This is a genomic window from Mesobacillus sp. MER 48 (assembly GCF_023714225.1).
In the GTDB taxonomy this organism is placed as follows: domain Bacteria; phylum Bacillota; class Bacilli; order Bacillales; family Cytobacillaceae; genus Mesobacillus; species Mesobacillus oceanisediminis_A.
Genome location: NZ_JAMAUR010000002.1, coordinates 302,563 through 326,807, shown reverse-complemented (window position 1 = coordinate 326,807; position 24,245 = coordinate 302,563). Strand labels below are relative to the sequence as shown.

Sequence of the window (24,245 nt, the reverse complement as noted above, 5' to 3'; positions counted from 1 at the left end):
CCCTCTCTCTTTTCATGTTTTCTAGTTAACTTTTCGTAATACATTTGTTAGACTTAACATTATTACATACTAGAGGTGAAATATATGTTGACGATGGATGATATCGTCCGTGATGGACATCCTGCGCTCCGAAAAGTTGCGGAAGAAGTTCCCATGCCTCCTTCACAGGAAGATAAAGAAATACTCCAAAACCTGATTGAATACGTGATAAACAGCCAGGACCCTGAGATCGCACAAAAACATGGACTGCGACCGGGAATTGGTCTTGCGGCTCCGCAGATAAATGTGACAAAAAGAATGATTGCTGTTCATTTGACGGATGAGAAAGATAACTTGGTCAGCTATGCCCTTTTCAATCCAAAAGTCATCAGCCATTCAGTTGAACGATCCTATCTGGCAGCTGGTGAGGGCTGTCTCTCAGTAGATGAGGCAATCCCCGGATATGTGCCAAGATATGCAAGGATTACCGTAAAAGGAATCGACCTTGAAGGAAACGAAGTGAAGATTCGTCTCAAGGGCCTTCCTGCTATTGTATTCCAGCATGAAATCGACCACCTGAACGGAATCATGTTTTACGACCATATCAATAAGCACGATCCATTTGCCGATGTCCCGGATGCTGTCCGGGTAGAACGGTAAAAGCCGAATCTGATTAGATTCGGCTTTTTTTTGTGGAGCATTTTTCGAATTGATTGCTGATTATTATTCTAGATCAAATTCAACTTTTTCAAACCATGCCATATGCCATCATCATCAACATCACGGGTCACCATATTCGCCAGTTCTTTTAGTTGTGGCACAGCATTGCCCATCGCGACACCCGTTCCCACAGCCTCCAGCATTTCAAGGTCATTTAGTCCATCGCCGAATGCATAGACGTCCTCCGGATTGAAACCTAACCGTTCGATCATCTTCTTAATGCCTTCTGCCTTGGAACCACCTGCAGGAAGGACATCAACTGAATAAGGATGCCATCTGATTAAAGTAAATTCCGGGTAATTCTCCCGGTAATACTCCTCCTTACCTTCTTCACAAAAAAGAAGTGTTTGGAACAAATCCCTGTCAACATAAAATCGGTCATCATGCTCCGGATGGGCAAATTTCAAGCCTCCCAGGCTCGTTTCGATAAATTGGTGGTGCTTAACGGATGACTTCATCGTCTGATGATTCATAAATACGACCGGGTGTCCCTGGTCTGCAGCCTCTCTATAAAGCTCCTCTATTTTTTGGTTGTTCAAAGGGTTTTTATAAATTGGTTCCCCTTCAAACACCACGTATTGTCCATTGAAACTTACAAAAGAATCGATATCGAGCTCTTTTCTAAGATTTTCAAACATGAACGGAGCCCTTCCAGTAGCGATTGCTACGAATACTCCATTTCCCTTCAGCTTTTCAATTGCTTCCTTGGCGGAGGCAGGCAGATTTTTATCATGGTCCAATAGTGTACCATCAATATCAAAAAATACGATTTTGCTCATGATATTCTCCTTCGATGCTCTTTCTTATTGAAAGTATTTTCCCAACCATTTAGTTTTATTAAGTAATTCCGACAGTCTACCAAATAGCACAGTACCTGTACAGAAAAACGCAGTTTAAAAATGTGTCAAATGAATGACAATTTATGCCATTCCATCAATATCCATGAAAAAATTTGCTATTTCATCATATAATATAAACAAAAAGATAGGAATTTGAAAAATAATCTTTGCTAAACTTTTCCTTGTTTACTTTACATTGGACAAGGATAGTTTAAAATAAGAATTAAGGAGATGATCCACTATGTTAAAGAAGCTCAGAAAGAAGCTTTTGAAACAGTGGAAAGATTTGCTTCGTAAAAAAACAATCGCTTAACTTTTTGAGCCCTTCAAACTTGCGAAGGGCTCCTTCCTTATTGTAAATTGGTTAATAGCGGAAAACACGCACGGTTGATAATAACAATGGTAACATTGTCATTCTATATAGGGCTGAGATTGAATTGATTTCAAAGCCATCAAACATTCCGGCATTGCATATGCTGCAACTTGAGCTGGAATTGTCAGCGAGTGAAATCAGTTCCATTAAGGGGCATCTGTAAAATAGAAAAGTTCATTTAAGGAGAGAGATTTATAATGATTTTTAAAGTTTACTTCCAGGAATCCAACAAGCAAGTACCAGTTCGTGAAAAGACACAGACTATTTATGTTGAAGCTGACTCTGAAAGAGAAGTACGGACAAAAATTGTTGACCGCCAGTATAACATCGAATATGTAGAGGCAGTTGAGGGTAATTATTTGGAGTATGAAAAGCAAAAAGAAGACTTTGAAGTATTGGAGATCGAATAATTTATGAAATTCGTAAAAAATGACCAAACAGCTGTTTTCGCGCTCGGAGGATTAGGCGAAATCGGCAAGAACACGTATGGCGTGCAGTTTCAGGATGAAATCATTTTGATTGATGCAGGCATTAAATTCCCAGAAGATGAATTGCTAGGAATTGATTATGTGATTCCTGACTATTCCTTTCTTGTAAAAAACGAGGACAAAATCAAAGGCCTGTTCATTACTCACGGACACGAAGACCACATCGGCGGCATCCCTTATTTGCTTCGTGAAATCAATGTCCCGATTTATGGAGGCAAACTGGCACTCGGCCTGATTAAAAACAAGCTTGAAGAACATGGTCTGCTGCGAAAGGCCAAGCTGATTGAAATCAAGGAAGATGATATCATCAAATTCCGCAAGACATCTGTCACGTTCTTCAGGACGACACACAGTATTCCCGATTCATATGGGATCGTTGTAAAAACACCTCCAGGACAAATTGTACACACCGGTGATTTTAAATTTGACTTTACCCCGGTTGGTGAGCCGGCCAACATTACAAAAATGGCTGAAATCGGCAAGGAAGGCGTCCTATGCTTGCTATCTGATAGTACAAATGCTGAGGTGCCAAATTTCACAATGTCTGAACGCCGTGTAGGTGAGAGCATTCAGGATATTTTCCGGAAGGTGGACGGACGGGTCATATTCGCTACTTTTGCGTCGAACATACATAGATTGCAGCAAGTTACTGAGGCTGCAGTCGCAAATGGCAGAAAAGTTGCCGTGTTCGGCCGAAGCATGGAATCAGCAATCACGATTGGACAAGAACTTGGCTATATCACAGCTCCAAAGGATACATTCATTGATGCTCAGCAAATCAACAGGTTGCCTGCCAACCAGGTCACGATTCTTTGTACCGGAAGCCAGGGCGAGCCAATGGCCGCTTTATCACGTATTGCAAACGGTACCCACCGTCAAATCCAGATTCAGCCTGGCGATACAGTCGTATTCTCGTCATCTCCAATCCCCGGGAATACCATCAGCGTCAACAGGACCATCAATATGCTGTCCCGCGCTGGTGCTGATGTCATCCATGGACCATTGAATGATATCCATACTTCTGGCCATGGCGGCCAGGAAGAACAAAAATTGATGTTGCGACTGATTAAGCCGAAATACTTTATGCCGATTCATGGTGAATTCCGCATGCAAAAGATGCATAGCAAGCTTGCTGCCGACTGCGGAGTGCCTGAAGAAAATTGTTTCATTATGGACAATGGTGAAGTTCTTGCTATTGGCGACAATGAGGTCGGTGTAGCAGGAAAGATTCCTTCTGGCAATGTTTATATTGACGGAAGCGGAGTTGGCGACATCGGCAATATCGTTCTTCGCGACCGACGTATTCTATCAGAAGAAGGTCTTGTCGTTGTGGTGGTAAGCATCAATATGAAGGAATTCAAGATTGCCGCTGGCCCTGACCTGATTTCACGCGGATTTGTCTATATGAGAGAATCCGGGGATCTGATTAATGATGCACAAAGCTTGATTAATAAGCACTTGAATAAAGTGATGGAAAGAAAAACTACTCAGTGGTCTGAAATTAAAAATGAAATCACTGATACACTTGCACCTTTCTTATACGAAAAGACAAAACGCCGCCCGATGATCCTGCCGATCATAATGGAGGTATAGCAAAAAACCGTTGCGACCATCGCAACGGTTTTTTTATATATAATTCCGGTGTATCCACGAAAAGAGCCTGGAGACAAGTATATGTTCGTTTGTAAGGAATCACAGCATAGTCAGCTTCTGTTACCATTAGAATCCATATTATTATTTTGGCCTGGTTTATTCTTCTTCCGTACAAAATAAATGATTGCTGCAACAATCGTTCCAACAATCAGGATAATGGGAAGATTGCCCACCAAAAATACGATGATTCCTGACCCGGCAGCAAGCAGAATATTAATGTTATCTGCAAACTGCTTCTGGATTTTCTGCCAGGTGTTAAGATTTTCATTATCGATTTTCGGGACAGCTACAAGAGTTTCCTGTAAAGAGATTGTTACCGTCGAGTATGCAGTCTGATTTTCGAGGTATTTCTTCCTTCCTGCGATCTGTTCGATTTCTTCCTGGACATCGGCCAAATCTGATGAAATCTTCAACAGGTCCTCAGTTTTCTGGGAATCTTTCATAAATTCAAGCAGCCTGGCTTCTACTGCTTTTTTCGATTTCAAGCGTGATTCCAGGTCAACATATTCCTCTGTAACATCCTGACCGCTCACGCGCCGATTATTGACCTGGACAGAAAGCCCCTGTGCATCATTCAAAAAGGCGTGGAAATGCTCCTGTGGAACCCTGAACGTCATCATGCCGCTTTGCTGTTCATCATCATAACGGTTAGAATCAGATTGAACAATATATCCATTGTAGCTTTGTGCCTTCTCTTCGAGTGAATTACGCGCATTTTCAAAGTTTTTCACAGTAATATCCATTTCAGCATTGAATATGACCATCCGCTGGGCAACAGTGTTCTTTTCTGATACACCGTCTTGATTCTCTGTTTCGGATTTATTCCCGGCAGCACGGTCCTGTTCTCCTTTTGCTGAAAAGCTGACCCTGTCCTCGCTGACATTTTCCGTTTCGGCAGACTTAGCGTCTTCCGCATTGTTCATTTCACTTTTTCCACTGGAAGATTCTCCCCCACTGCAGCCAGCTAGCAAAAATAATAACGAAATAAACATAAGCAAGTTTCTTTTCAACAATGGATAGCCCCCTAAATTTTTATCTTTATGTAATAGACGGCCTTTTTGTAAATATGTTACAAAATAAAAAAAGAAAGCCTTCACAAAGAAGACTTTCTATCCCGCATCCAGCATATTGAATTGTGCTTTTACAAGATCATGATATTCTCCCTGAAGCTCCATCAGCTGGTCATGATTTCCCCGCTCAATGATCAAACCATTTTCCAGCACGAAAATATTATCCGCTTCCCTGATGGTTGACAATCGGTGAGCAATGATGATTGCTGTCCTGCCTTTTAACAGTGTCTTGAGGGCTTTCTGGATTTTCACTTCTGTTTCCGTATCGATGCTTGCAGTCGCTTCATCCATGATCAGGATACGGGGATTTGCAAGCAATGCTCTTGCGAAGGATAGGAGCTGGCGTTCTCCCACTGAAAGGATATTTCCACGTTCTTCAACCTCTGTTTTATAGCCATTCGGCAGTTTGGCGATGAAATCCGCTGCCCCTACCGCTTCAGCAGCTGCCATGACTTCTTCTTCGGTGGCATCCGGCCTGCCAAAAAGGATATTATCATAGATCGTACCCGAAAAAATGAAGGTATCCTGCAAGACGATGCTGATATGTTCTCTAAGGCTGCCAATGGAAATTTCTTTCAGATCATATCCATCAACCAAAACCTTCCCTGATGTCGGATCATAAAACCGGCTGATCAGATTGGCTATTGTCGTCTTCCCTGATCCCGTATGCCCCACTAATGCCACTGTCTGGCCCGGCTGCATTTCAAGGCTGATACCCTTTAGCGCAGTCCGTTTTTCGTCATAAGAAAATACTACTTTATCAAATTTAATGTCACCACGTATGTCATCCAGTTCAATTGGATTATCTGTTTCAGAGACAATAGGCTTTTCATCAAGAAATTCAAAAATTCGTTCAGAGGATGCCATCCCCATCAGCAGCTGGTTATACACCTGCCCCAATCTTGATATCGGCTCCCAAAACATCCCTAGATAAAAGGCAAACGAAACAAATACACCGATGGAGATAGTATCATTTTGGATCAGGCTTGCTCCATACCAGATCAGCACTGCGGTCCCAAGGGCATTTGTCAATTCCACCATTGGACGGAACATGGCATTTTTCTGTGAAGCAGACTTCCAGCTTTGGAAGGTCTCATCATTTACACCATCAAAGAAGGCCATATTTTCATTTTCCTGCGTAAATGATTGTGTAACCCTTATCCCCTGAATGCTTTCATTCAAGTGGGAATTCAGCTTTGATTGCTTCATTCGTACATCCTGCCATGAGCGCCTGATATTCTTTCTCAGCTTCGTGGAGATCAGGAACATAATTGGCAAGATGATCATGATTGCCAATGTTAACTGTGGACTCAGCGAGAACAGGATAAAGAAGATCCCGATCAGGAGGACCATATCCATCAACAGGTTGATGACACCATTAGTGAACAATTCCTGAAGGGAATTGATGTCATTCATGATCCTTACCAGTATTGAACCAGCCGAACGCTGGTCAAAAAATCGGTGGGAAAGATTCTGTACATGGGTGAACAAGTGTTTGCGCAAATCATAAATGACATTTTGGCCCAGTTGATTCATCCAGCGAATCCTGAAAATATTTGCGATATAAGAGGCGGTATATAGGCCTCCGATGATAGCGACAAGCCAAAACAGCATCGTTTCATCCTTGTTTTTCACTGCCCTGTCAAGTGTGTAGATCCCAATCAAGATCGGAATCACAAGCCTTACCGCTGTCGTGATCAATACCATCGCAATCGACAGCGGCACAAGTGTCCTTTTATACGGCATCATATAGCTGAAAAGCCTTAGCATCTGTTTCCAGTTAAAAGGCTTATCGATAATCTGGTCTGTAGAATAGTGAAATCTTTTTAGCACTTGAGAATTATTTTTCCTGCTCAAAAACCTTCCCCCCTGCATTCTTGGTTATTAGCGATTGACGGATTGTGACTCAGGATATCAGCCAGTTTGTATCACCTTTTGACGGTCTTTGAACTGGATATCATAAATCTTTTGATATGTTCCGCCATTCTGGATCAATTGCTCATGTGTCCCGCGCTCGGCAATAGATCCATTTTCGAGTACAAGAATTTCATCTGCATGTTTGAGAGAGGATATGCGGTGTGCGATGATGAATGTCGTCCGTCCCTTCATGACTTCCAGTAATGCTTGCTGGATCTTGAACTCGGTTTCCATATCAACCGCACTTGTAGCATCATCCAGGATTAAAATACTTGGATTGACGCAAATTGCCCTCGCGATGGCGATTCTCTGTTTCTGGCCTCCGGATAGTCCCATGCCTCTTTCACCAAGAATCGTATCATATTGATCCGGAAGTTCCATGATGAAACTATGCGCCTGGGCCCTTTTGCCAGCTGCAATGATTTCATCCATTGTCGCATCCGGGTTACCATAGGAAATATTGGCTTTAATCGATGATGAAAACAAGAAAGATTCCTGAAGGACAATGCCAATATTGCTTCGCAGTGAGCGAACTGAATATTCCTTGATATCCTGGCCATCAATAAGAACCTGACCTGAAACCGGCTCATAGAATCTTGTCATCAGCTGGGTTATGCTTGTTTTCCCTGATCCTGTCGATCCAATCAGTCCAATTGTATGTCCAGGCTTTGCCTTGAAGGAAATATCATATAAAGCTGCATTTTCATCATCCCCGTAGCGGAGTGTGACATGATCGAATTCTACTTCTCCGGATAGCTTTTCAATCTGCAAAGCTCCCTTCTTTTCTTCAATCTCGGCGTCAGCCTCAAGAATTTCCAATAATCTTTCACCAGATGCCTTTGATTGCGAAAATAAATTCACCACGAATCCAAGGTTCATGATCGGCCACATAATATACCAGACAAGACTGTAAAATGCGACTAGTTCTCCTGGAAGGAGCGATCCGTCCATGACAAGAAAACCACCGTAACCCAATAACTGGACGACGCTTAAATTGCCGAGAAACTCCATGAGCGGAAAATACTTCGCCCAGATTTCAGATGTAAATAAATATTGATCCTTATAATTGCCGTTCGAATCATTGAATCTTCCAATCTCATAATCTTCACGCGACAGTGATTTTACCGTGTTGATTCCGCTGATATTTTCCTGGACCTTCGTATTCAATTTACCAAATGATTTACGAATTCCCCTGAAAGCTGGATGTACCGCCTTGTCAAACTTATATACGACCACTGCAAGAAAAGGAAGGGTCGCAAGTGTCACCAGAGTCAGCGGGATGGAATAATAGAACATTACAGAGAAACTTATGCCGATTAAAAGAACAAAACGAATCAATTCGGAGAACCCGAAGCTCAGAAAAAAGCGGAATCCTTCTACATCAGCCGTCAGCCTCGACATCAGATCCCCTGTCTTCGCATTGTCATAATATCGGAAGGAAAGAAATTGAAGCTTTTCATAAAGCGAATTCCTAAGTTTATATACAGAGTGAATTCCGAAAAGGTCCCCTGTATATTGATAAATATAAGTACAAACCCCTTTAACGATCATGAATCCCACGAAACCAGCTGCCAGAACCGGAATCATCTCATACCTTCCGCCAATGACGGCTTCGTCAATCGTAAGCTGAAGAATCATAGGATACACTACAGTAATTGCTGTTACGATCAACATAAATAAAATCGACCATATAAAGTAATTTTTGTAAGGCCAATAATACTCCTTCAGTTTTTTGAATGTCTCCATTCATTTCCCTCCTTTGGAAAAGCTTAACAAAAAGAAAAGGCACGTATACATTAATATATCGAGTTTCGAAATATTTTTCCAGCTTTTTTTAAGAATTTTTTTATTTTTTTGTATATGGGAATTATCTGACTTTATAGGTAGAAAAATTGGTGGATTTACTTCTTTTGTGGTTGAGTAAGTGAGAAAAACATAGCAACATAAGGGTACCATTAGACAAGAAAGATACCCTTATGAGAGGGAAAAGAGAAACATAAGGGTGCCTTTAGCCGAGAAAGATACCCTTATGAGAGGGAAAAGAGAAACATAAGGGTACAATTAGCCGGGAAAGATACCCTTATCAGAGAGAAAAGAGCAACATAAGGGTGCCTTTAGCCCAGAAAGATACCCTTATCAGAGAGAAAAGAGCAACATAAGGGTGCCTTTAGCCGAGAAAGATACCCTTATGAGAGAGAGAAGAGCAACATAAGGGTGCCTTTAGCCCAGAAAGATACCCTTGTAAGAGAGAAACGAGCAACATAAGGGTGCCTTTAGCCCAGAAAGATACCCTTATGAGAGAGAGAAGAGCAACGTAAGGGTGCCTTTAGCCCAGAAAGATACCCTTATGAGAGGGAAAAAAGCAACATAAGGGTACCATATTAGCCGAGAAAGATACCCTTATCAGAGAGAGAAGAGCAGGATGACGCAGAGCGATCCTTAAGACTTGAATCCAAAATGTCCGACAGATTCCTCTGTCGGACATTTCCTTGGCGATTTACTTTGGAAGTTAGACTCGTTCTAGCGAACATTCTCATGACGATTTCCTTGAAAAAAGTCCGAGTTCTCGAACGTAAAAGAAAGATGTTGATCAACCATCATTCGTTGTTTTCCGTTTCATCGATTATTCTGACCAGGCGCTTTTCCAGCATCTTCATTCCGCTTCCGCCAGCCTGGAAATGCCTTAAGAGACCATTTTTGTCAAAAAGGTAGTAAGCTGGCACGTACTTGTTTTCAAATGCATCCGTCAATTTAAGATTGTCGTCAATGAAGATGGGCTGGGTAATCTGATGCTCTGCTGCTGTCTGTTTGATTTCATCCATATTCATGTCCTGTTCTGACCGCGGCATATGGACAGACATCACATTCAGTTTGTCTTTATAAGTATCTCGGAGTTCATTTACCATTGGCATTGCTACCTTGCATAGATGGCAGCTGATCGACCAAAAGTGGATCAGCGCAGGCTTTTCGCCGACCAGCTGTTCTCTCGTTATCTCACCATTCAGCCATTCAGTGGCTCCTGATATTTCAGGCATAGTCTGACGCAGTCTCATATCGAACACCTCTTTTTTGGGAATGATAGATTCTCAATCTATTTACTATTATATTCGATATACTCCCTTAATAAATCAACGGCGGTTTTGATCGCTTCTTCATCAGGATTCAGCCTGGAATGATGCAGTCCGTAGCCCGAGTTTACACCCAGCCAGAACATGATTCCGGGAATTTCTTTAAGCATATAGCCAAAATCTTCCCCAGTCATTGCTTCCTTACACACGACCACTTCAATGTTTTCCTTTTTTTCAGCAAAGGCAATGAAGTCACGCGCTATTTCTTCATTATTATAAACCTGGTGATACATGGCACCATAGTCAATTGAGGTTTTGCATTGGTAACCAATTTCAATGCCTTTTACAAGTGCCTCGATTCTTTCCTTGACTCTTGCCATTGATTCCACAGACAGCGTTCGGATTGTACCCTCCAGCCTTGCTGTTTCAGCAATGATGTTTTGAACGGTGCCACCGGTGATTTTTCCTATTGTTACCACCGCACTATCAAGTGGATCGACATTTCTTGAGACAACCGACTGAAGCTGGTTCACAAGTGCACATGCAGCGACAACCATATCATTGGTTTGATGAGGATATGCAGCATGTCCCCCTTTCCCCTCAAGGTCAATGAACAACTCAGATGTATTGGCAAACAACAGCCCTTCCCTTGTTGCAATTGTTCCCACTGGATATTCAGGGGCAATGTGCAAGGCAATGATCAAATCTGGTTTCCATTCCTGCATGATATTTGTCTTCAGCATTGGTTCAGCGCCACCCGGACCTTCTTCCGCCGGCTGGAAAATAAACAGTAAATGATCATCAATTGGGTTCTCGACAAAGTAAGTTATCAGCCCAAGGGCGATTGTCATATGGAAGTCATGGCCGCAAGCGTGCATTTGGCCTTGATGAAGGGATTGGAATTCTAGTCCTGTTGCTTCTGAGATCGGCAGTCCATCGATATCTGCCCTGTATCCGATTGTTTTTTTGGGATTCGTCCCTTGGATTTTGACAAATATACCCGTTTTCCAAGTCTTTACTACAATCCGGTCAAGGGGAAGATTCTTCAGATAATCAAGTAGATAAGCCTGCGTCTTGAACTCCTTGAAACCAAGTTCAGGAATCTGATGCAAATCTCTTCTAATTTTAATGAATGTGTCCCAATTCATATCGTTCTCTCCTTATAAAAGAAAGCGCGGACCAATTATCCACGCTTTCTATCATGCTTGCTATTAAAGCTGGCGAAGTTCCTGCTTGATTTCAGTTTTTGATTTCGTTTTTTCGTCAATTTCCTTAATGACGCGTGCTGGTGTTCCAGCAACAACTGTGTATGGAGGCACATCGTCAATGACAATAGCGCCTGCAGCTACAACAGCTCCTTTTCCTACTGTTACCCCTTCAAGGACTACTGCGTTAGCACCGATGACGACGTCGTCCTCAACCACGACTGGCTTTGCTGAAGGTGGCTCAATGACACCCGCAAGTACGGAGCCTGCACCGATATGGCAGTTCTTTCCGACTGTTGCACGCCCGCCCAGAACGACGTTCATATCAATCATCGTGCCTTCACCAATAACAGCACCGATATTGATGGACGCTCCCATCATGATTACAGCGTTGTCACCGATTTCCACCTGGTCCCTGATGATGGCGCCTGGTTCAATGCGAGCTTTGATATTCTTCATATCCAGCAATGGAATGGCAGAATTCCTGCGGTCGTTTTCAACGACATACTCTTCGATTTTTGCCTGGTTCGCTTCAAGTGCCTGATTGATTTCAGCCCATTCACCAAAAATGACACCTGTGTTTCCGGAGAAGAATGTCTTTGAGTTCTCGCCGAAATTAATACCCTCAAGATCACCTTTGATATAAACCTTTACCGGTGTCGCTTTTTTGCTATTTTGAATGAACGAAATAATTTCGTTCGCATCCATCATTTTCATAGACTTTACCTCCAATTATGTATGTGTTGTCACAGGCTCTTCTTTTCGACGCCTTGCTAATGTACTAAAGCAATCGAATGAAAACAGCCTTTTCTAAAAATTACTTTAACAAACAAAAGTTTTTAAAACAAGAAAAACTAATTATCGTTTTTCTTTGAATCGACTATGTGTTCCTTGACGATTTCAATAAAGGCCTGAACCTGCTTTAACTGGAAGGCTGATTCGTAGCCAAGGAGCCAGGTGTCCCTTCCTAATGGTTCATTGTTTTCGTCATGAAGCGGTACTTTGAAGATATCCTTTTCAGCCCCATTGAGTGTAATTGCCGGGAGGATGGCGTAGCCAATCCCATTGAAGGTCATTTGTTTACAAGTTTCAATCTGGTCGACAATGATTGTTCTTTTAGGCGCTGTCTGGAATTGCCGCAGCCACCAATCCTGGATTTCCTGATAGTAATTCGAATCACTTTTAAACTGGATGAACGGCCGGTCTGTATCCAGGACTTGCTCCGGACTTGTGATTTCTGTGTCAACCAGGTAAAGGCTGTCTTTGAAAAGGTGGATTTTGACACCCTTCCAGTCTGGTGTTCCCCTGATAATGCCGATGTGGACCTGGTCCTCATAAAGCGCCTTGGATATTTCACTGCTCCAGCCCGTCACAAGCGAGATTTTCGCCTGTGGATAACGGCTTACATATTTCTTCAACACCTGTGGCAGCCAATTTTGCCCGACAATTGAAGCGACAGCTATTTTAAGGGTTCCATACACTTCTGAGTTTAATGCATGGATCGTTTCTCTCGCTTTTTCTTCCCTGGCGATGGTCTCATTGACAAATTGAAGGACGACCTCTCCTGCAGGAGTCAAAGTAAGCCCCTTCTGGGAGCGAAGGAAAAGCTTGGTGCCCCAATCCTTCTCAATTGATTGAAGACGCTGGGACAAGGCTGGCTGTGAGACAAACAGTCTCTCCGCTGCCTTCCTCATATTCATCTCCTGTGCAAGCACTGACAATAAATGAAATTCCGAAATTGATGACATCGTTTACCCTCTTTAAATGTTTTTCAACTATATAGTACCATTCTCATCGATTATTTTATAAGGCTCTTTTCTAATACTTTGTTGCTATTGACCACAATATGGGATTGAATGACCTAGTTTTCATTTAAATACATGCTTATAATCAGAAAAGAGCTTGCATACTTAAAAACGAACTGCAAAATGGCTTTATAGCACGTTAAAATCGGCTTTAAGATTTTAACAACAATCTTTACGAAAACAGACTTTATAAACAAAAACTGCAGAAGCTTCAATCTGCAGTTTTTTCTTCTTTTGGCAGAAATAAGATGAACAGCAAGCTGACGACTGCGAATATGAACACGACAATATAGACAGAATGCAGTGCATTTGTCAGTGCGTCCTGGAGGATCGTTTTCATGCCAGCAGAAAGCTTTTGGCGTTCCGCCTCATTGAGCAGCACATTTGCTGCATCTATCGAAAGATCCTGGTCTTCTGCTCCATGCTTTTTCATATAGCTGAGGATGCTGCTGTTGAGAACTCCGCCGAGCAGTGCTGCACCAACGGTATTGCCAAGGTTCCTCATGAACATATTTGCGGCGGTAGCGATTCCTCTCTGCTGCCAGGTGACCGTACTTTGAATAGAAACGATGAAAGCCGTGCTTGTCAGTCCCATCCCTACTCCGACGAAAAACGACCCTGCTGCAGCCCATAACGGACCTGCCTCAGGTGTCAAAGTGACAAACAGAATGCTGCCCAGGATCAGGGATGCTCCGCCAAAAAGGGAAGTTTTACGGTATCCGATACTCAGTAACAGCCTCCCGCTGGCTGCTGAAGCAATTGGCCAGCCAATCGACATTGCCGTCAGGGTGAAGCCTGCTACGATCGGGGACCGCTCCATGACACCCTGTACGAATGCCGGTAAAAAGCTTGATATGCCAATCAGCATGACGCCCGTAGTCAATGAGGTCATATTGGCAATGAAAATGGATTGTTCCCGCCAAATATTAAACGGCATCATAGGCTCTTCTGCCCTTTTCTCTTGAAGAATGAAGAAAATGAATCCAAGGACGCTCAGGCTGATGAGACCGATTGTTTTCGGTGAAGTCCAGGCCCAGTTCGCTCCAGCTTCTACAAGGACAATCATCAAGGAACTAATAGAGATTGTCAGCAGGATAGCACCCGGATAATCGACTTTATGCTTCTTTTTCTCGATATTTTCATGAAGGTATAACCATAGACCCGCGATTGCGAGTATACCAAGCGGAACATTGATCCAGAAAACATATCTCCAGCTTGCATATTCCACAAGGAGGCCTCCGAGTGCCGGGCCTGATACAGCTGAGATTCCCCAGACACTGGAGAGATAGCCCTGTACCTTTGCCCGTTCCTCCCTGGAATAAATGTCCCCGACAATTGTTGTGGCAATCGGCATGACAGCGCCTGCGCCAAAACCCTGGATGAAACGGTATAAGATCAACATCTCCATCGTTTCTGCCGTACCGGACAGGATGGATCCAATCAGGAACACAATGATACCAAAAGTCAGTATTGGCTTCCTTCCAAATAAATCAGAAAGTTTCCCATAGATAAGGACCGTAACAGCATTCATCAGCAAATATGCTGAGAAAACCCAGCTGTATAATGCAAACCCGCCAAGATCCCCGACAATAGCCGGCATCGCGGTTGACACTATAGTCCCTTCCACGGCTCCCATGAACATGGCGAGCATGACTGTTGCCAGGACATATGGCCGTTTCGTTTCTTTTTTCACAGTCTTTTGTTCAGCTTGTCCCATACTTACACCTCGAAAAGTAAAAAATTCAGCTCCCGTATCCGGGAGCTGCCTCATGCACTATTTTTTATTCATTCTTTTCACTTCGTTCGTCAATTTCTGCAAAACAGTCCGTCTTGTCAGAATTCCTTCAAAAATCCCTGATTCATCTTCTATACATAGAAACGGATAATCTACCAGCAGATCAAGGGAAGATTGCAAATTGGAATGGACATTGATCCTGGGGATTTCAGTGTTCATCGCGGTTTCAACTTTTTTAGTATCAAGCTGCTCAAATTCAATTCTCTCGAGTCCGAGGATGGAATCCATAATGATAGGTGTACTGATCAAACCCATTAAACGATAATGTGGATCCAGTACAGGAATTGCAGTATATCCGCTCTTTGTCAAGACAAGGAGGGCGTGCTCAAGACTATTGCCGACTTGGACGTGGGCTACACGTTCAGAAGGAATCATCAGGTCCTTAACCGATAATCCCAGAAATTCACCGCTGTAAAGACTAATCATGGCGAAAACTCCCTAAAATGGATTTCTTTCCATTTCATTTTATCATAAATTATATAGTGGTGCTTTTATTTAGTTTGCTCCAAAGAATAATAAAAAGCGCAAGCGCCTCTTTCAAAGCGTTGGAGCTTGCTGGTATCCACACCTAATTGTTTTTATTATTTCCTAAAGAACAAAAAAGGACCACAAAATGAGGCCCTTTTGTTATGGATCTTTGATTACTGAATAAGGTCAAAGATCTCAATCGTAATCATGTCGATGTTATCGAACTGGTATTTCTTCGGCTTTTCCTTGTCGTTGTAAACTTCCAGTTCATATGTTTCCGTTTTTGGATGGTATGTAACCTGGCATTTACGCTCCCCATTTACCTCAAAAAAGCGCTGGGAAGGCTCCCCTCCATTAGACTGCTCTTGCAGATTCTTTAAACGGGTGATGATTCCTTGAAGCTGTGACATTGCTCCCTCTCCTTTCAAGACAAAAACCAATAACTTATCAATAGATTTTGCAATTGGCCTATTTATATCCATGTAAAATGATTTCAGAATTTTCTATACATAATTCTTTACATGTCAATATTAACAGAATAAAATATTGTCAGACGATGTACAAGTAAAAGCTCTAAGAAAAGGAGGGATTTTTTGAAAAAGCCAGTACAAATATCACAAAATGTCTATCTTATTGATGATTATGATCTCAAGATGGAAGAACGTACAGGAACCTATGTATTGACTGAGGACAAGGTTACCATTATCGAAACTTCCGCGAGTCCATCCATTCCCTATATCCTTGAAGGCTTGAACATACTCGGAATATCCCCGGCAGATATATCATACATAATCGTTACGCATATACACCTCGACCATGCTGGCGGTGCAGGTTTGATGCTCAAACACTGTCCAAATGCAAAAGTCATCGTTCATCCTAAGGGTGCCAGACATCTCGCCGATCCTTCCAGACTGATTCAGGGAGCAAAAGCGGTTTATGGCAAAAAGTTTACCGACCTGTTCGATCCGATTGTTGAGGTACCGGAGGATCGTTTGCTCATCAAAGGAGAGGGCGATACACTGAAAATCAGCGAGAAGCTGACGCTTGAGTTTCTGGATACTCCCGGCCATGCCAATCATCACCTGAGCGTTTATCATCCTTTAACAAAAGGGATTTTTTCAGGTGATACTGCCGGGATCTTTTATCCGCAGCTTTACCGTGAAGGAATTGAATTCTACCTTCCCACCACATCGCCAAATCAATTCGATCCGGGAAAAATGCTTGAATCCATGAAAAAATATAAGGAATTGGGTATCGAAAGAATCTATTTTGGTCATTATGGCATGTCGGAAAGACCGGCCGAAGCTTTCAGGCAGGTTGAGCATTGGCTTGAAATATTCATTCAGGAAGCAGAATTAGCTTTCTCAGATAAAAATCAACGTGAAAAGCTAGTCGAAAATATAACAAAAAACATTTATGATAAAATACGTTCCCATTTAAAACAGCAAGGTCTGGCTGACAGCCATCCGATCTACGAGCTGCTCTTCCTTGACATCAATGTAAGTGCGATGGGACTGGCACATTATTTAACAAAACTGAACGGAGGAAGCTATTAATATGAATGACATCATCGTGTATACACAAAATGATTGCCCTCCCTGCAAGATCATTAAAATGTTCCTGACTGAATTCGGTTTTTCTTTTACCGAGAAGAACATCAATGAAGATGACAGCAGCAGACAGGAGCTGACTCAGACTTACAACTCCTACTCAACCCCTACGATCGTCATAGGTGAAGAAGTCATCACAGGGTTCGATCTGGAGCGGTTAAAAAAAGTCCTGGATATAAAAGATTAAAGTCGGTTACCTTTGATTCATAATGCTTGCGAAAAAAACCATAAAAGAAGAGGTGCCCTCGAGTGCACCTCTTCCACCTTTATAATAGCCCAACTAAAATGGTCCTGTTTTCGCTCCGGAATACCACTCCTAATTCCATGAATGTTTTCAATGTCGAGAAATTTGGTCCAAAAACGATTTCACCAATGAACGGCTTTTCTTCACTTTCTGGTTTAGCAGCCTGCTGATCTTTCATTTTTTCTGGATATGCCTGTTTGATTACTTCCTCGGGCACCTGATCATACAAATATTCAGCAACCTTCCATCCATCCTTTTCCTTAATGAGCTTCAATCCTTCATAATGATCCTCATAGTTTACAGGTCCTTCCTCAGCAGACGGAAAAAATTCGACAACGTATATTTCATCTTCAGATTCCACCACTTTTGTTTTATCGGAAAATGCATAAAATGGGATATAATATGGTGCTATGTCGGTCCCATATGTCTGGAAATCATTTTCCTGGCCGACAACGTTCTCATCAATGAATCCTGACTTGTACGCATCTGTAAAATAAGGGTCAAGGATGCTGTCAATTTCCTCCATCGTCCTCCCTTTTTCACTTAACGAGACCTGTGAATCAAAAGCTTTCCCGAGGAATTCGAAAACTTCTTCCCTGCCATGCAGATCTGATTGTGCATATGCATTGGCCGGGACGAACAAAACAAAAAATCCAAATAATAGAGATAATAGCTTAGAACGCTTGTCCATTTTCTCCCCCTCTTTCTTGATGACTAATACATACAATATTACCAAGATTTACCCTCTATGATTATGAAATTTTTTCGTAAAATAACTTCAGCATCTGACATAAAAAGCGGCTTCTTATTCTCAAATTACCCTATACTGGCTCGAACTAACGCAAATATTGAAAAAATTGTTGGTTTATCAGGGCAAAAAAAAATAACCCCCAAACTTGGAGGTTAATACCTGGCTGTGGTCACCGCAAAATAAATGATGAACAACAGGGCAATTGAAAGGACAATGATATAGGTTAAAAAGATTGGATTGCGGATATATGCGTGCTCCTGGACGGCGCCTGGAACCTGGGAATCGAGATTTCCCTGCGCTCTTTTCTGTCCCTTGCCTAATGCCCAGGTATAGAACAGACCGCCAGCCAGCACACCCGCACCTGCTAGTAAAAGCATTGTTGTATAGATACTCATATAAATCCCCCTTTATAGAAGGCTGTATATATAAATTGTGCTTAATCCGCTTTCCTATTCGCCGATCACCCTGTCAAAATAACCCTTCCCTTACATGTAAAAAAGATGCACTTAAGTCAACGAACAAAAACTCCTTTTCGTTCAATGGAAGCGAAAAAGTCCTTATGACTTCTCCAGTTTCTATGTCACTGTAGCGATCTGAGAGGATCCCTTTTTTTCCGCCTCTCATCCGGATGATATTCTCAAGAAAATATGGGCGCCAGCTCCAGTTCTTATTTTCGTATTCCGGCTGCAAAAGCCACTCATTCCCTGCTTTATAAAGATTAGGTGATAGCTGGAATCCGTCTTCATCACAGACATACATGCGGAAAGCAACCCCATCCATACGATCACCGAGAGCCATCAGTAACTCACTTGGATTCTGTTCTTTTCTATACTTGCTGATCAATTCCTGAAACCTGCTGTTCAATTCTATCCGCAAATCATAGAATGACTGAAGCCGTTTCTTCTCGGATAAAATAAACCCGTGGATTTCACCCTTCAGCTTATCCTTGAGGATCTCTTTGTCCACTAATCCATGATCAGGTTTTTTTAAGTAAAATCCTTGATAGAACCTGCCGCCGTTCTTCCAGGCAAATTGCAGCTGGTATGGTGTTTCAATGTTTTCAAACAATATCGCGGCGCCAATTTTACGGGCGAGGATGGATAAGGAATGTAGAACATCCAGGTAAGCTGGTCCGCCGTTATTGGATCGGAGTGAGGACATATCAATTTTTAGTATTTCTGGTTCTATGCCTGCTATACGGTTTAAATAACTGCTTTCGCTGCCTACTTTATCCATCGCGATTTTTATTCCGTAAGATTTATAATAATTGATTAGATGCTCGATATGGCTTTGGACATGGCGATCAGATATTTCAAGGACAATATGATCTGGACGAACACCTTTATCCTGGTAAGACAGAATCAATTGCAAAAAACCTTCCCCATCGTCCAACATCAATAATGCCGCATCCCTGTTAACAAACCACAATAACTCCTGCTCGCATGCACTAGAAGCTATTTCAAGAGCTTTGCTAAGTACAGCATTCTCCACTTCAATCCGGTATTCTTCCGGTATCGAGTCATCATCAAAAAAAGATCCAAGACTTATTTCTTCGTTTTTGCCTACATAACGGCCTAAAATTTCGTACCCGATGATTTTATGTTCTTCCGCATTAAAAATCGGCTGAAAGTATGGTACAACGTGCTCAAGGTCGGTTAATATATCAAGAGCATCCAAAAAACTCAAACCTCCCTTCAAAATTTGCGCATTTTCTATTCCATTACTTTGATATGAACGATTTTACCACAATATGATAAATCCCTCAGTTACACTGTTTCCATTTTCCACAAGTCATAAAAGCCTCCAGATGGCCAAAGATAAAAGCAGAGCTTATGGAAGGATGATGACATGAAACCGTGGCATTTCATCGGCATTATTCTTCCATTGCTTGGATGCAGTCACGGCTCGCCCGCCGAAAACCAAATCAAGACCCTCAAGACAGACCATGAACCAATCGTTATCAAGGAAGTTCCTGAACAGATTCAGGAACTGGCGGTCCCGAAACCAGAACAAAAACCAAAAGTACAGCATCAGCGTGACAAACAGATAATGATGAATGTACCCTTGATTATACAAAATCCAGAATTAAAATATGGGTGTGAAGTAACCAGCCTGGCCATGATGCTGAAGTATGCCGGGGCTGAAACGAATAAAATGAAGCTTTTCAATGAGATTAAAAAAGATAATGATCCACTGAAGCGTTCTGCAAATGGGGATATCATAAGCTGGGGCGATCCAGCTGATGGCTTTGTTGGAGATATGACAGGGAAACGCGCAGGGTATGCAGTTTTTGATAGGCCTATGGAAGAGTTGATCAACAATTATCTCCCAGGCCGGGCCGTGAATTTGACCGGCAAAAACTTTGAGACTGTTCTGAATCATGTAGCTTCCGGTTATCCAGCCGTCATGTGGACGACAGGTGACTATCGTCTTCCGGATCGCTGGGAATCATGGACACATGGCAACGAAGTCATAAAAACGCCACTCGACTTACACGCAGTCGTCCTTGTTGGTTTCAATGACACGACTGTCTATCTGAACGACCCTCTTTCAGGCCGAAAACAAGTGCCTGTTAACAAGCAGCGTTTTATTGAAACATGGAAAGCGATGCAATCAAGAGCAGTCAGTTACCGTTAAAAAATCGATAAAGGCTGGATTCCTTCCGGCCTTTCTCTTTTATTTCCCTCCGCTCTTCCTCTCAAGCGATTTATGAAGTTTGGCAATAGAATGGACGATTGTCCTCTTCTTATTAAAACCTTTTGCTGTTGCCGACACCCCATTAAAGACAGCGATTGAGTTCCCCCAAGTTCCTAAACGGTCAAAACCGGAAACAAAAACTTTTAAATAGCCATTTTTCATGGGTATGAACATTATTTCCATTCTCATATCATAATATTTCATCAACAACACCTCTTTTACCGAAAGGACAAGTCATACTTTTCCTTTCTCTTCCCCAGAGTCATGATCAAGAAACACAAAAATGAATTCCTTCCCTAAAATGGCACTTCTTTTTTCCATGTATGTTTGCTAGTATAGTAGAGAAAATTTGGAGATAGGTTGGTATTTTTCATGTCTGAGCAAATCACCCGGAGGAAATTTATAAAAAAGGCAGTCGGCACATTATTGACTGCAGGCGGACTCACCGCTGGCGGCTATTTCTATGCCCGGGAAGTCGAGCCTCGGATGCTTGATATCAAGCGCCATACTATCAGGAGCGCCATGCTTCCGGCAGGATTTGATGGAGTGAAGATCATCCAATTCAGCGATACTCATATTGGTTTTCAATATACAATTGAGCAGCTTGCGAAGCTGGTTGCCAAAATCAATGAACTGAATCCGGATTTGATTGTTTTTACAGGCGATTTACTTGATGACCCCCGGCACTTTACAGAAAAGAAAAGGACAATCATCACACTGTTACAACAGTTAGAGGCCCCTCTTGGAAAATTTGCTGTATATGGAAATCACGATCATGGAGGATATGGTTCTGATTTATATAAACAAATGATGGAGCAATCAGGTTTCACCTTGCTGCTGAACGATTCTGCTGATGTCAGGCTTCTTGATGGCAGTTCGATCTGGATTTCCGGCATTGACGATGCCATGCTTGGCAAGCCAAATCTGGCAGAGGCTATGTCCAAAATACCTAATGAATCCTATACCATCCTCTTATCCCATGCTCCAGATAAAGCAGATGAAGCAGCACAATATTCTATTCAATTGCAGCTGAGCGGCCACAGCCACGGCGGACAAATCCAGATACCCTTTTACGGTCCACTGGTTACCCCGCCATTTGCCGAAAAATACGTAGAAGGCTTCTATGACGGAGGAAACAACAAGGAATTTAAACTATATGTGAATCGCGGACTGGGAACAACCAGGCTTCCGTTCAGGTTTTTGTCACAGCCTGAACTTACATTATTTACACTCCGCCACAAAAAAACAAGCAGCTGATCAGCTGCTTGTTTTCATTATGAATCTCTCTTCTGCTTCCATTACTTTTAATGGTCTTGCAAAAAAGAACCCCTGGGCTTTTTCGCAATCGGCATTTGTAAGGAATTCTACCTGGCTTGGTTCTTCAACACCTTCGGCAATCACTTCCATGCCCAGGCTTTTGCCAAGGTGGATAATGGTTGTTATGATGGCGGCATCCTTGCCGTTATACTTTATATCCCCTATGAAACTCTGGTCAATCTTCAATACATCAATAGGAAACTGCTTTAAATAACTGAGTGATGAGTAGCCTGTCCCAAAATCATCAACGGAAATTTTGATTCCTAGATCTTTCAAACGTTTCAAGGTTGGGATTGTTTCTTTCGTATCCTGCATTGCTCCTTCTGTAATCTCAATTTCCAGAAGGCCAGGATCTATATCATGCTGTTCAACCGCATTTTTAATCACCCTGACTAAATCCAGCTGCAAGAATTGCTTCGGGGATATATTGACCGCAATCCTGATTGGTCTCCCTGCCTTCTCAGACCATTCCCTGATTTGACGGCATGCCCTGTCAATTACCCAGTTGCCGATCGGGATGATCAACCCGGTATCTTCTGCAAGCGGAATGAATTCAGCAGGAGAAATAAAGCCAAACTCAGTGCTGTTCCATCGAAGCAAAGCTTCAAAGCTGGAAATTTCATTGGTAATTAAGTTCACCTGCGGCTGAAAATAAAGTTCCAGTTCTTCCCGTTCGATGGCTTTTCGCAAATGGGCCTCAAGGGTAACGACATTGATTCCTGTTGATTGCATGTCTGACCGATAAAATTGGTAGTGTGCTTTCCCTTTTTCTTTAACGCTATATAATGCTTCATCCGCATATTTAATCAAGGATTCAGCGTCCCTGCCATCATTGGGATATAGACTGATTCCAATGCTTGGTGTTATATAATACTCCTGGGAATTGAAATAAAAAGATTCGTTGAATCCGGATAATATTTTTTGTGCAAATTCACCTGCGGCCAGCCTTCCTGTTTCTTCAAGGACAATGATGAATTCGTCACCGCCTTGTCTGTACACAGTACAGTTTTCTTTTTGGATTTCGACCAGTCGATCGGCAACCTGTTTCAGAATCTGGTCGCCAACAAGATGACCCAGTGTATCGTTCAAATACTTGAACCGATCGATATCAAGAAAGAGAAGGGCGAATGGATTTTTTTGCTTCATTCGGCTTTTGACAAGACTATCAAGATGATCGAGAAGTGCCCTTCGGTTTTGCAGCCCTGTAAGCTGATCGTGGAATGCCATGTATCTTATCAACTCGGTATTTTTAGCCTGTTCGGAAAGGTCCCGTATGATGATATACATGCCTTTTATTTCAGAATGAATCACAATTGGTATCGTCTTCAAATGGACTGTCAGGAAATTGCCCTTTCGGTGCATGAAGCGGCAATCAAGCGATTCCTTTGCATTTCCATGTTTCGTATCAGCCAAAAGTTCGTGGAATGGCGGCAGGTCACTCTCGCAAATCAAGCTGGTGATCTTCCTCGATTTAAGCTGTTTGACCGTATAACCGGTCAATATTTGCGCAGCTGGGTTGACATCAAGGATTTTTCCTTTTAGATCGATTGAAAAAACCGCATCAAGATTATGGTCGATAAGTGAACGATAGCGCTGCTCACTGTCAATCAATCTATTCTTTTCCTTCATCGTTTCGGTAATATCCCGGGTTACCGCTACAACATATTGAACGTCCCCTGAAACATTCTTCACCGGGGTCAGCAGCGTCTCACCAAGAACCTGTTTTTCATTTTCTAGATCAACTTCATGATGGAAAACGACTTCCTCACCAGTTTTCACGGACTTTACATACTGCTGCTGCAAATGGGCAAACCGGTCAACAGGCAATACTTCCTTCATCGTCTTGCCAATATCACGCGGGTCCATTCCCGCGTGAAGCAGCCCGTTTTCATTCGCAAATAAGTAACGGAATTGAAATCCCGGTTCTACCTTCATGATAAAAACAAGATCCGTCACATGTTTAAAGATGATATCTGAAATCATCTGTTCTATTTTATTGGGAGCTGGTGTGCTCCTCCTTTTTGTGATTCGTGATTGCTTCATCTGATCCATCTAACCATCCTCATTCCAGAAGTACGTTCGTACCTGGTCCATGATCCGAAATAGTTTTATATCCCTATTTTACCTTTTTGAATAAGGAAAAACGATACTATTTTTTTAATATTTACAAATTTTCGCTAAAAATCGACATCCGGAAACCGCAGGGTGACCTTCCTCTCCAACAGGCATAAGCTGATTCAGAGGAG

23 protein-coding genes are annotated in these 24,245 nt (G+C 42.4%); 7 read left to right on the top strand and 16 right to left on the bottom strand.

The annotated features are described in order from the left end of the window. Positions 1 to 84: 84 nt before the first annotated feature. A complete protein-coding gene (def, locus tag M3593_RS07845; protein WP_144474724.1) occupies positions 85 to 639 on the top strand; it encodes a peptide deformylase in 555 nt (184 codons plus the stop codon). 68 nt (positions 640 to 707) lie between these two features. On the opposite strand, the gene M3593_RS07840 is transcribed toward def, so the two are convergent. Then, the gene (locus M3593_RS07840) at positions 708 to 1,478 is read right to left on the bottom strand and encodes a Cof-type HAD-IIB family hydrolase (RefSeq protein WP_144474723.1); all 771 of its coding nucleotides are present in this window, start codon (positions 1,476 to 1,478) and stop codon (positions 708 to 710) included. 630 nt (positions 1,479 to 2,108) lie between these two features. Between M3593_RS07840 and M3593_RS07835 the strand changes: the two genes are divergently transcribed. Both M3593_RS07835 and rnjA read left to right on the top strand, forming a co-directional pair. Further along, on the top strand, positions 2,109 to 2,321 hold the full coding sequence (locus M3593_RS07835; RefSeq protein ID WP_144474722.1) for a DNA-dependent RNA polymerase subunit epsilon: 213 nt from the start codon (positions 2,109 to 2,111) through the stop codon (positions 2,319 to 2,321). A 3-nt stretch (positions 2,322 to 2,324) separates the two neighbouring features. Further along, positions 2,325 to 3,992, top strand: a complete 1,668-nt coding sequence (rnjA, locus tag M3593_RS07830; RefSeq protein WP_144474721.1) for a ribonuclease J1 — start codon at positions 2,325 to 2,327, stop codon at positions 3,990 to 3,992. 110 nt (positions 3,993 to 4,102) lie between these two features. On the opposite strand, the gene M3593_RS07825 is transcribed toward rnjA, so the two are convergent. The 10 genes from M3593_RS07825 to M3593_RS07780 form a co-directional block, all read right to left on the bottom strand. Continuing rightward, positions 4,103 to 5,065, bottom strand: coding sequence for a DUF4349 domain-containing protein (locus M3593_RS07825; protein WP_251542189.1), 963 nt, complete (start codon positions 5,063 to 5,065; stop codon positions 4,103 to 4,105). A 96-nt stretch (positions 5,066 to 5,161) separates the two neighbouring features. Beyond that, a complete protein-coding gene (locus M3593_RS07820; RefSeq protein ID WP_483308917.1) occupies positions 5,162 to 6,979 on the bottom strand; it encodes an ABC transporter ATP-binding protein in 1,818 nt (605 codons plus the stop codon). A gap of 57 nt (positions 6,980 to 7,036) precedes the next feature. After that, a complete protein-coding gene (locus tag M3593_RS07815; protein ID WP_251542191.1) occupies positions 7,037 to 8,785 on the bottom strand; it encodes an ABC transporter ATP-binding protein in 1,749 nt (582 codons plus the stop codon). A gap of 851 nt (positions 8,786 to 9,636) precedes the next feature. Further along, positions 9,637 to 10,092 (bottom strand): TlpA family protein disulfide reductase, encoded by a 456-nt coding sequence (locus tag M3593_RS07810; protein ID WP_251542192.1) that lies wholly within the window; start codon positions 10,090 to 10,092, stop codon positions 9,637 to 9,639. A 38-nt stretch (positions 10,093 to 10,130) separates the two neighbouring features. Next, complete coding sequence (locus tag M3593_RS07805) at positions 10,131 to 11,255, bottom strand: N-acetyldiaminopimelate deacetylase (RefSeq protein WP_251542194.1); 1,125 nt, start codon at positions 11,253 to 11,255, stop codon at positions 10,131 to 10,133. 63 nt (positions 11,256 to 11,318) lie between these two features. After that, complete coding sequence (dapD, locus tag M3593_RS07800) at positions 11,319 to 12,029, bottom strand: 2,3,4,5-tetrahydropyridine-2,6-dicarboxylate N-acetyltransferase (protein WP_144474716.1); 711 nt, start codon at positions 12,027 to 12,029, stop codon at positions 11,319 to 11,321. 137 nt (positions 12,030 to 12,166) lie between these two features. Beyond that, entirely contained in the window at positions 12,167 to 13,060 is an 894-nt protein-coding gene (locus tag M3593_RS07795) for a transcriptional regulator CcpC (RefSeq protein WP_144474715.1), read from the bottom strand. A 268-nt stretch (positions 13,061 to 13,328) separates the two neighbouring features. Next, positions 13,329 to 14,834, bottom strand: coding sequence for an MDR family MFS transporter (locus M3593_RS07790; RefSeq protein ID WP_251542196.1), 1,506 nt, complete (start codon positions 14,832 to 14,834; stop codon positions 13,329 to 13,331). Between the two features lie 57 nt (positions 14,835 to 14,891). Next, complete coding sequence (gene cbpB / locus M3593_RS07785) at positions 14,892 to 15,338, bottom strand: cyclic-di-AMP-binding protein CbpB (RefSeq protein ID WP_251542199.1); 447 nt, start codon at positions 15,336 to 15,338, stop codon at positions 14,892 to 14,894. A gap of 215 nt (positions 15,339 to 15,553) precedes the next feature. After that, on the bottom strand, positions 15,554 to 15,790 hold the full coding sequence (locus M3593_RS07780; RefSeq protein WP_079508258.1) for a YkuJ family protein: 237 nt from the start codon (positions 15,788 to 15,790) through the stop codon (positions 15,554 to 15,556). 183 nt (positions 15,791 to 15,973) lie between these two features. Between M3593_RS07780 and M3593_RS07775 the strand changes: the two genes are divergently transcribed. Further along, the gene (locus M3593_RS07775) at positions 15,974 to 16,936 is read left to right on the top strand and encodes an MBL fold metallo-hydrolase (protein ID WP_251542201.1); all 963 of its coding nucleotides are present in this window, start codon (positions 15,974 to 15,976) and stop codon (positions 16,934 to 16,936) included. 1 nt (position 16,937) lies between these two features. After that, positions 16,938 to 17,177, top strand: coding sequence for a glutaredoxin family protein (locus tag M3593_RS07770; RefSeq protein ID WP_144474711.1), 240 nt, complete (start codon positions 16,938 to 16,940; stop codon positions 17,175 to 17,177). Between the two features lie 79 nt (positions 17,178 to 17,256). On the opposite strand, the gene M3593_RS07765 is transcribed toward M3593_RS07770, so the two are convergent. The 3 genes from M3593_RS07765 to M3593_RS07755 all read right to left on the bottom strand — a co-directional run bounded on the left by M3593_RS07765 (position 17,257) and on the right by M3593_RS07755 (position 19,662). Next, a complete protein-coding gene (locus M3593_RS07765) occupies positions 17,257 to 17,925 on the bottom strand; it encodes a DUF3993 domain-containing protein (protein ID WP_251542203.1) in 669 nt (222 codons plus the stop codon). Between the two features lie 212 nt (positions 17,926 to 18,137). Beyond that, positions 18,138 to 18,380: a hypothetical protein gene (locus M3593_RS07760; RefSeq protein ID WP_251542206.1), complete on the bottom strand. Its 243-nt coding sequence runs from the start codon at positions 18,378 to 18,380 to the stop codon at positions 18,138 to 18,140. 73 nt (positions 18,381 to 18,453) lie between these two features. Continuing rightward, positions 18,454 to 19,662 (bottom strand): EAL domain-containing protein, encoded by a 1,209-nt coding sequence (locus M3593_RS07755; protein WP_251542209.1) that lies wholly within the window; start codon positions 19,660 to 19,662, stop codon positions 18,454 to 18,456. A gap of 171 nt (positions 19,663 to 19,833) precedes the next feature. Here M3593_RS07755 and M3593_RS07750 point away from each other — a divergent pair, with 171 nt between their 5' ends. Then, a complete protein-coding gene (locus tag M3593_RS07750) occupies positions 19,834 to 20,622 on the top strand; it encodes a C39 family peptidase (protein ID WP_251542211.1) in 789 nt (262 codons plus the stop codon). A 39-nt stretch (positions 20,623 to 20,661) separates the two neighbouring features. Here the strand turns inward: M3593_RS07750 and M3593_RS07745 are convergent, their stop codons facing one another. Then, complete coding sequence (locus M3593_RS07745) at positions 20,662 to 20,886, bottom strand: hypothetical protein (RefSeq protein ID WP_144474706.1); 225 nt, start codon at positions 20,884 to 20,886, stop codon at positions 20,662 to 20,664. A gap of 168 nt (positions 20,887 to 21,054) precedes the next feature. Between M3593_RS07745 and M3593_RS07740 the strand changes: the two genes are divergently transcribed. Continuing rightward, the gene (locus M3593_RS07740; RefSeq protein WP_251542213.1) at positions 21,055 to 21,939 is read left to right on the top strand and encodes a metallophosphoesterase; all 885 of its coding nucleotides are present in this window, start codon (positions 21,055 to 21,057) and stop codon (positions 21,937 to 21,939) included. Here the strand turns inward: M3593_RS07740 and M3593_RS07735 are convergent, their stop codons facing one another. Next, entirely contained in the window at positions 21,940 to 24,051 is a 2,112-nt protein-coding gene (locus M3593_RS07735; protein ID WP_251542214.1) for a sensor domain-containing protein, read from the bottom strand. It abuts the gene before it with no gap. Between the last annotated feature and the right edge of the window lie 194 nt (positions 24,052 to 24,245).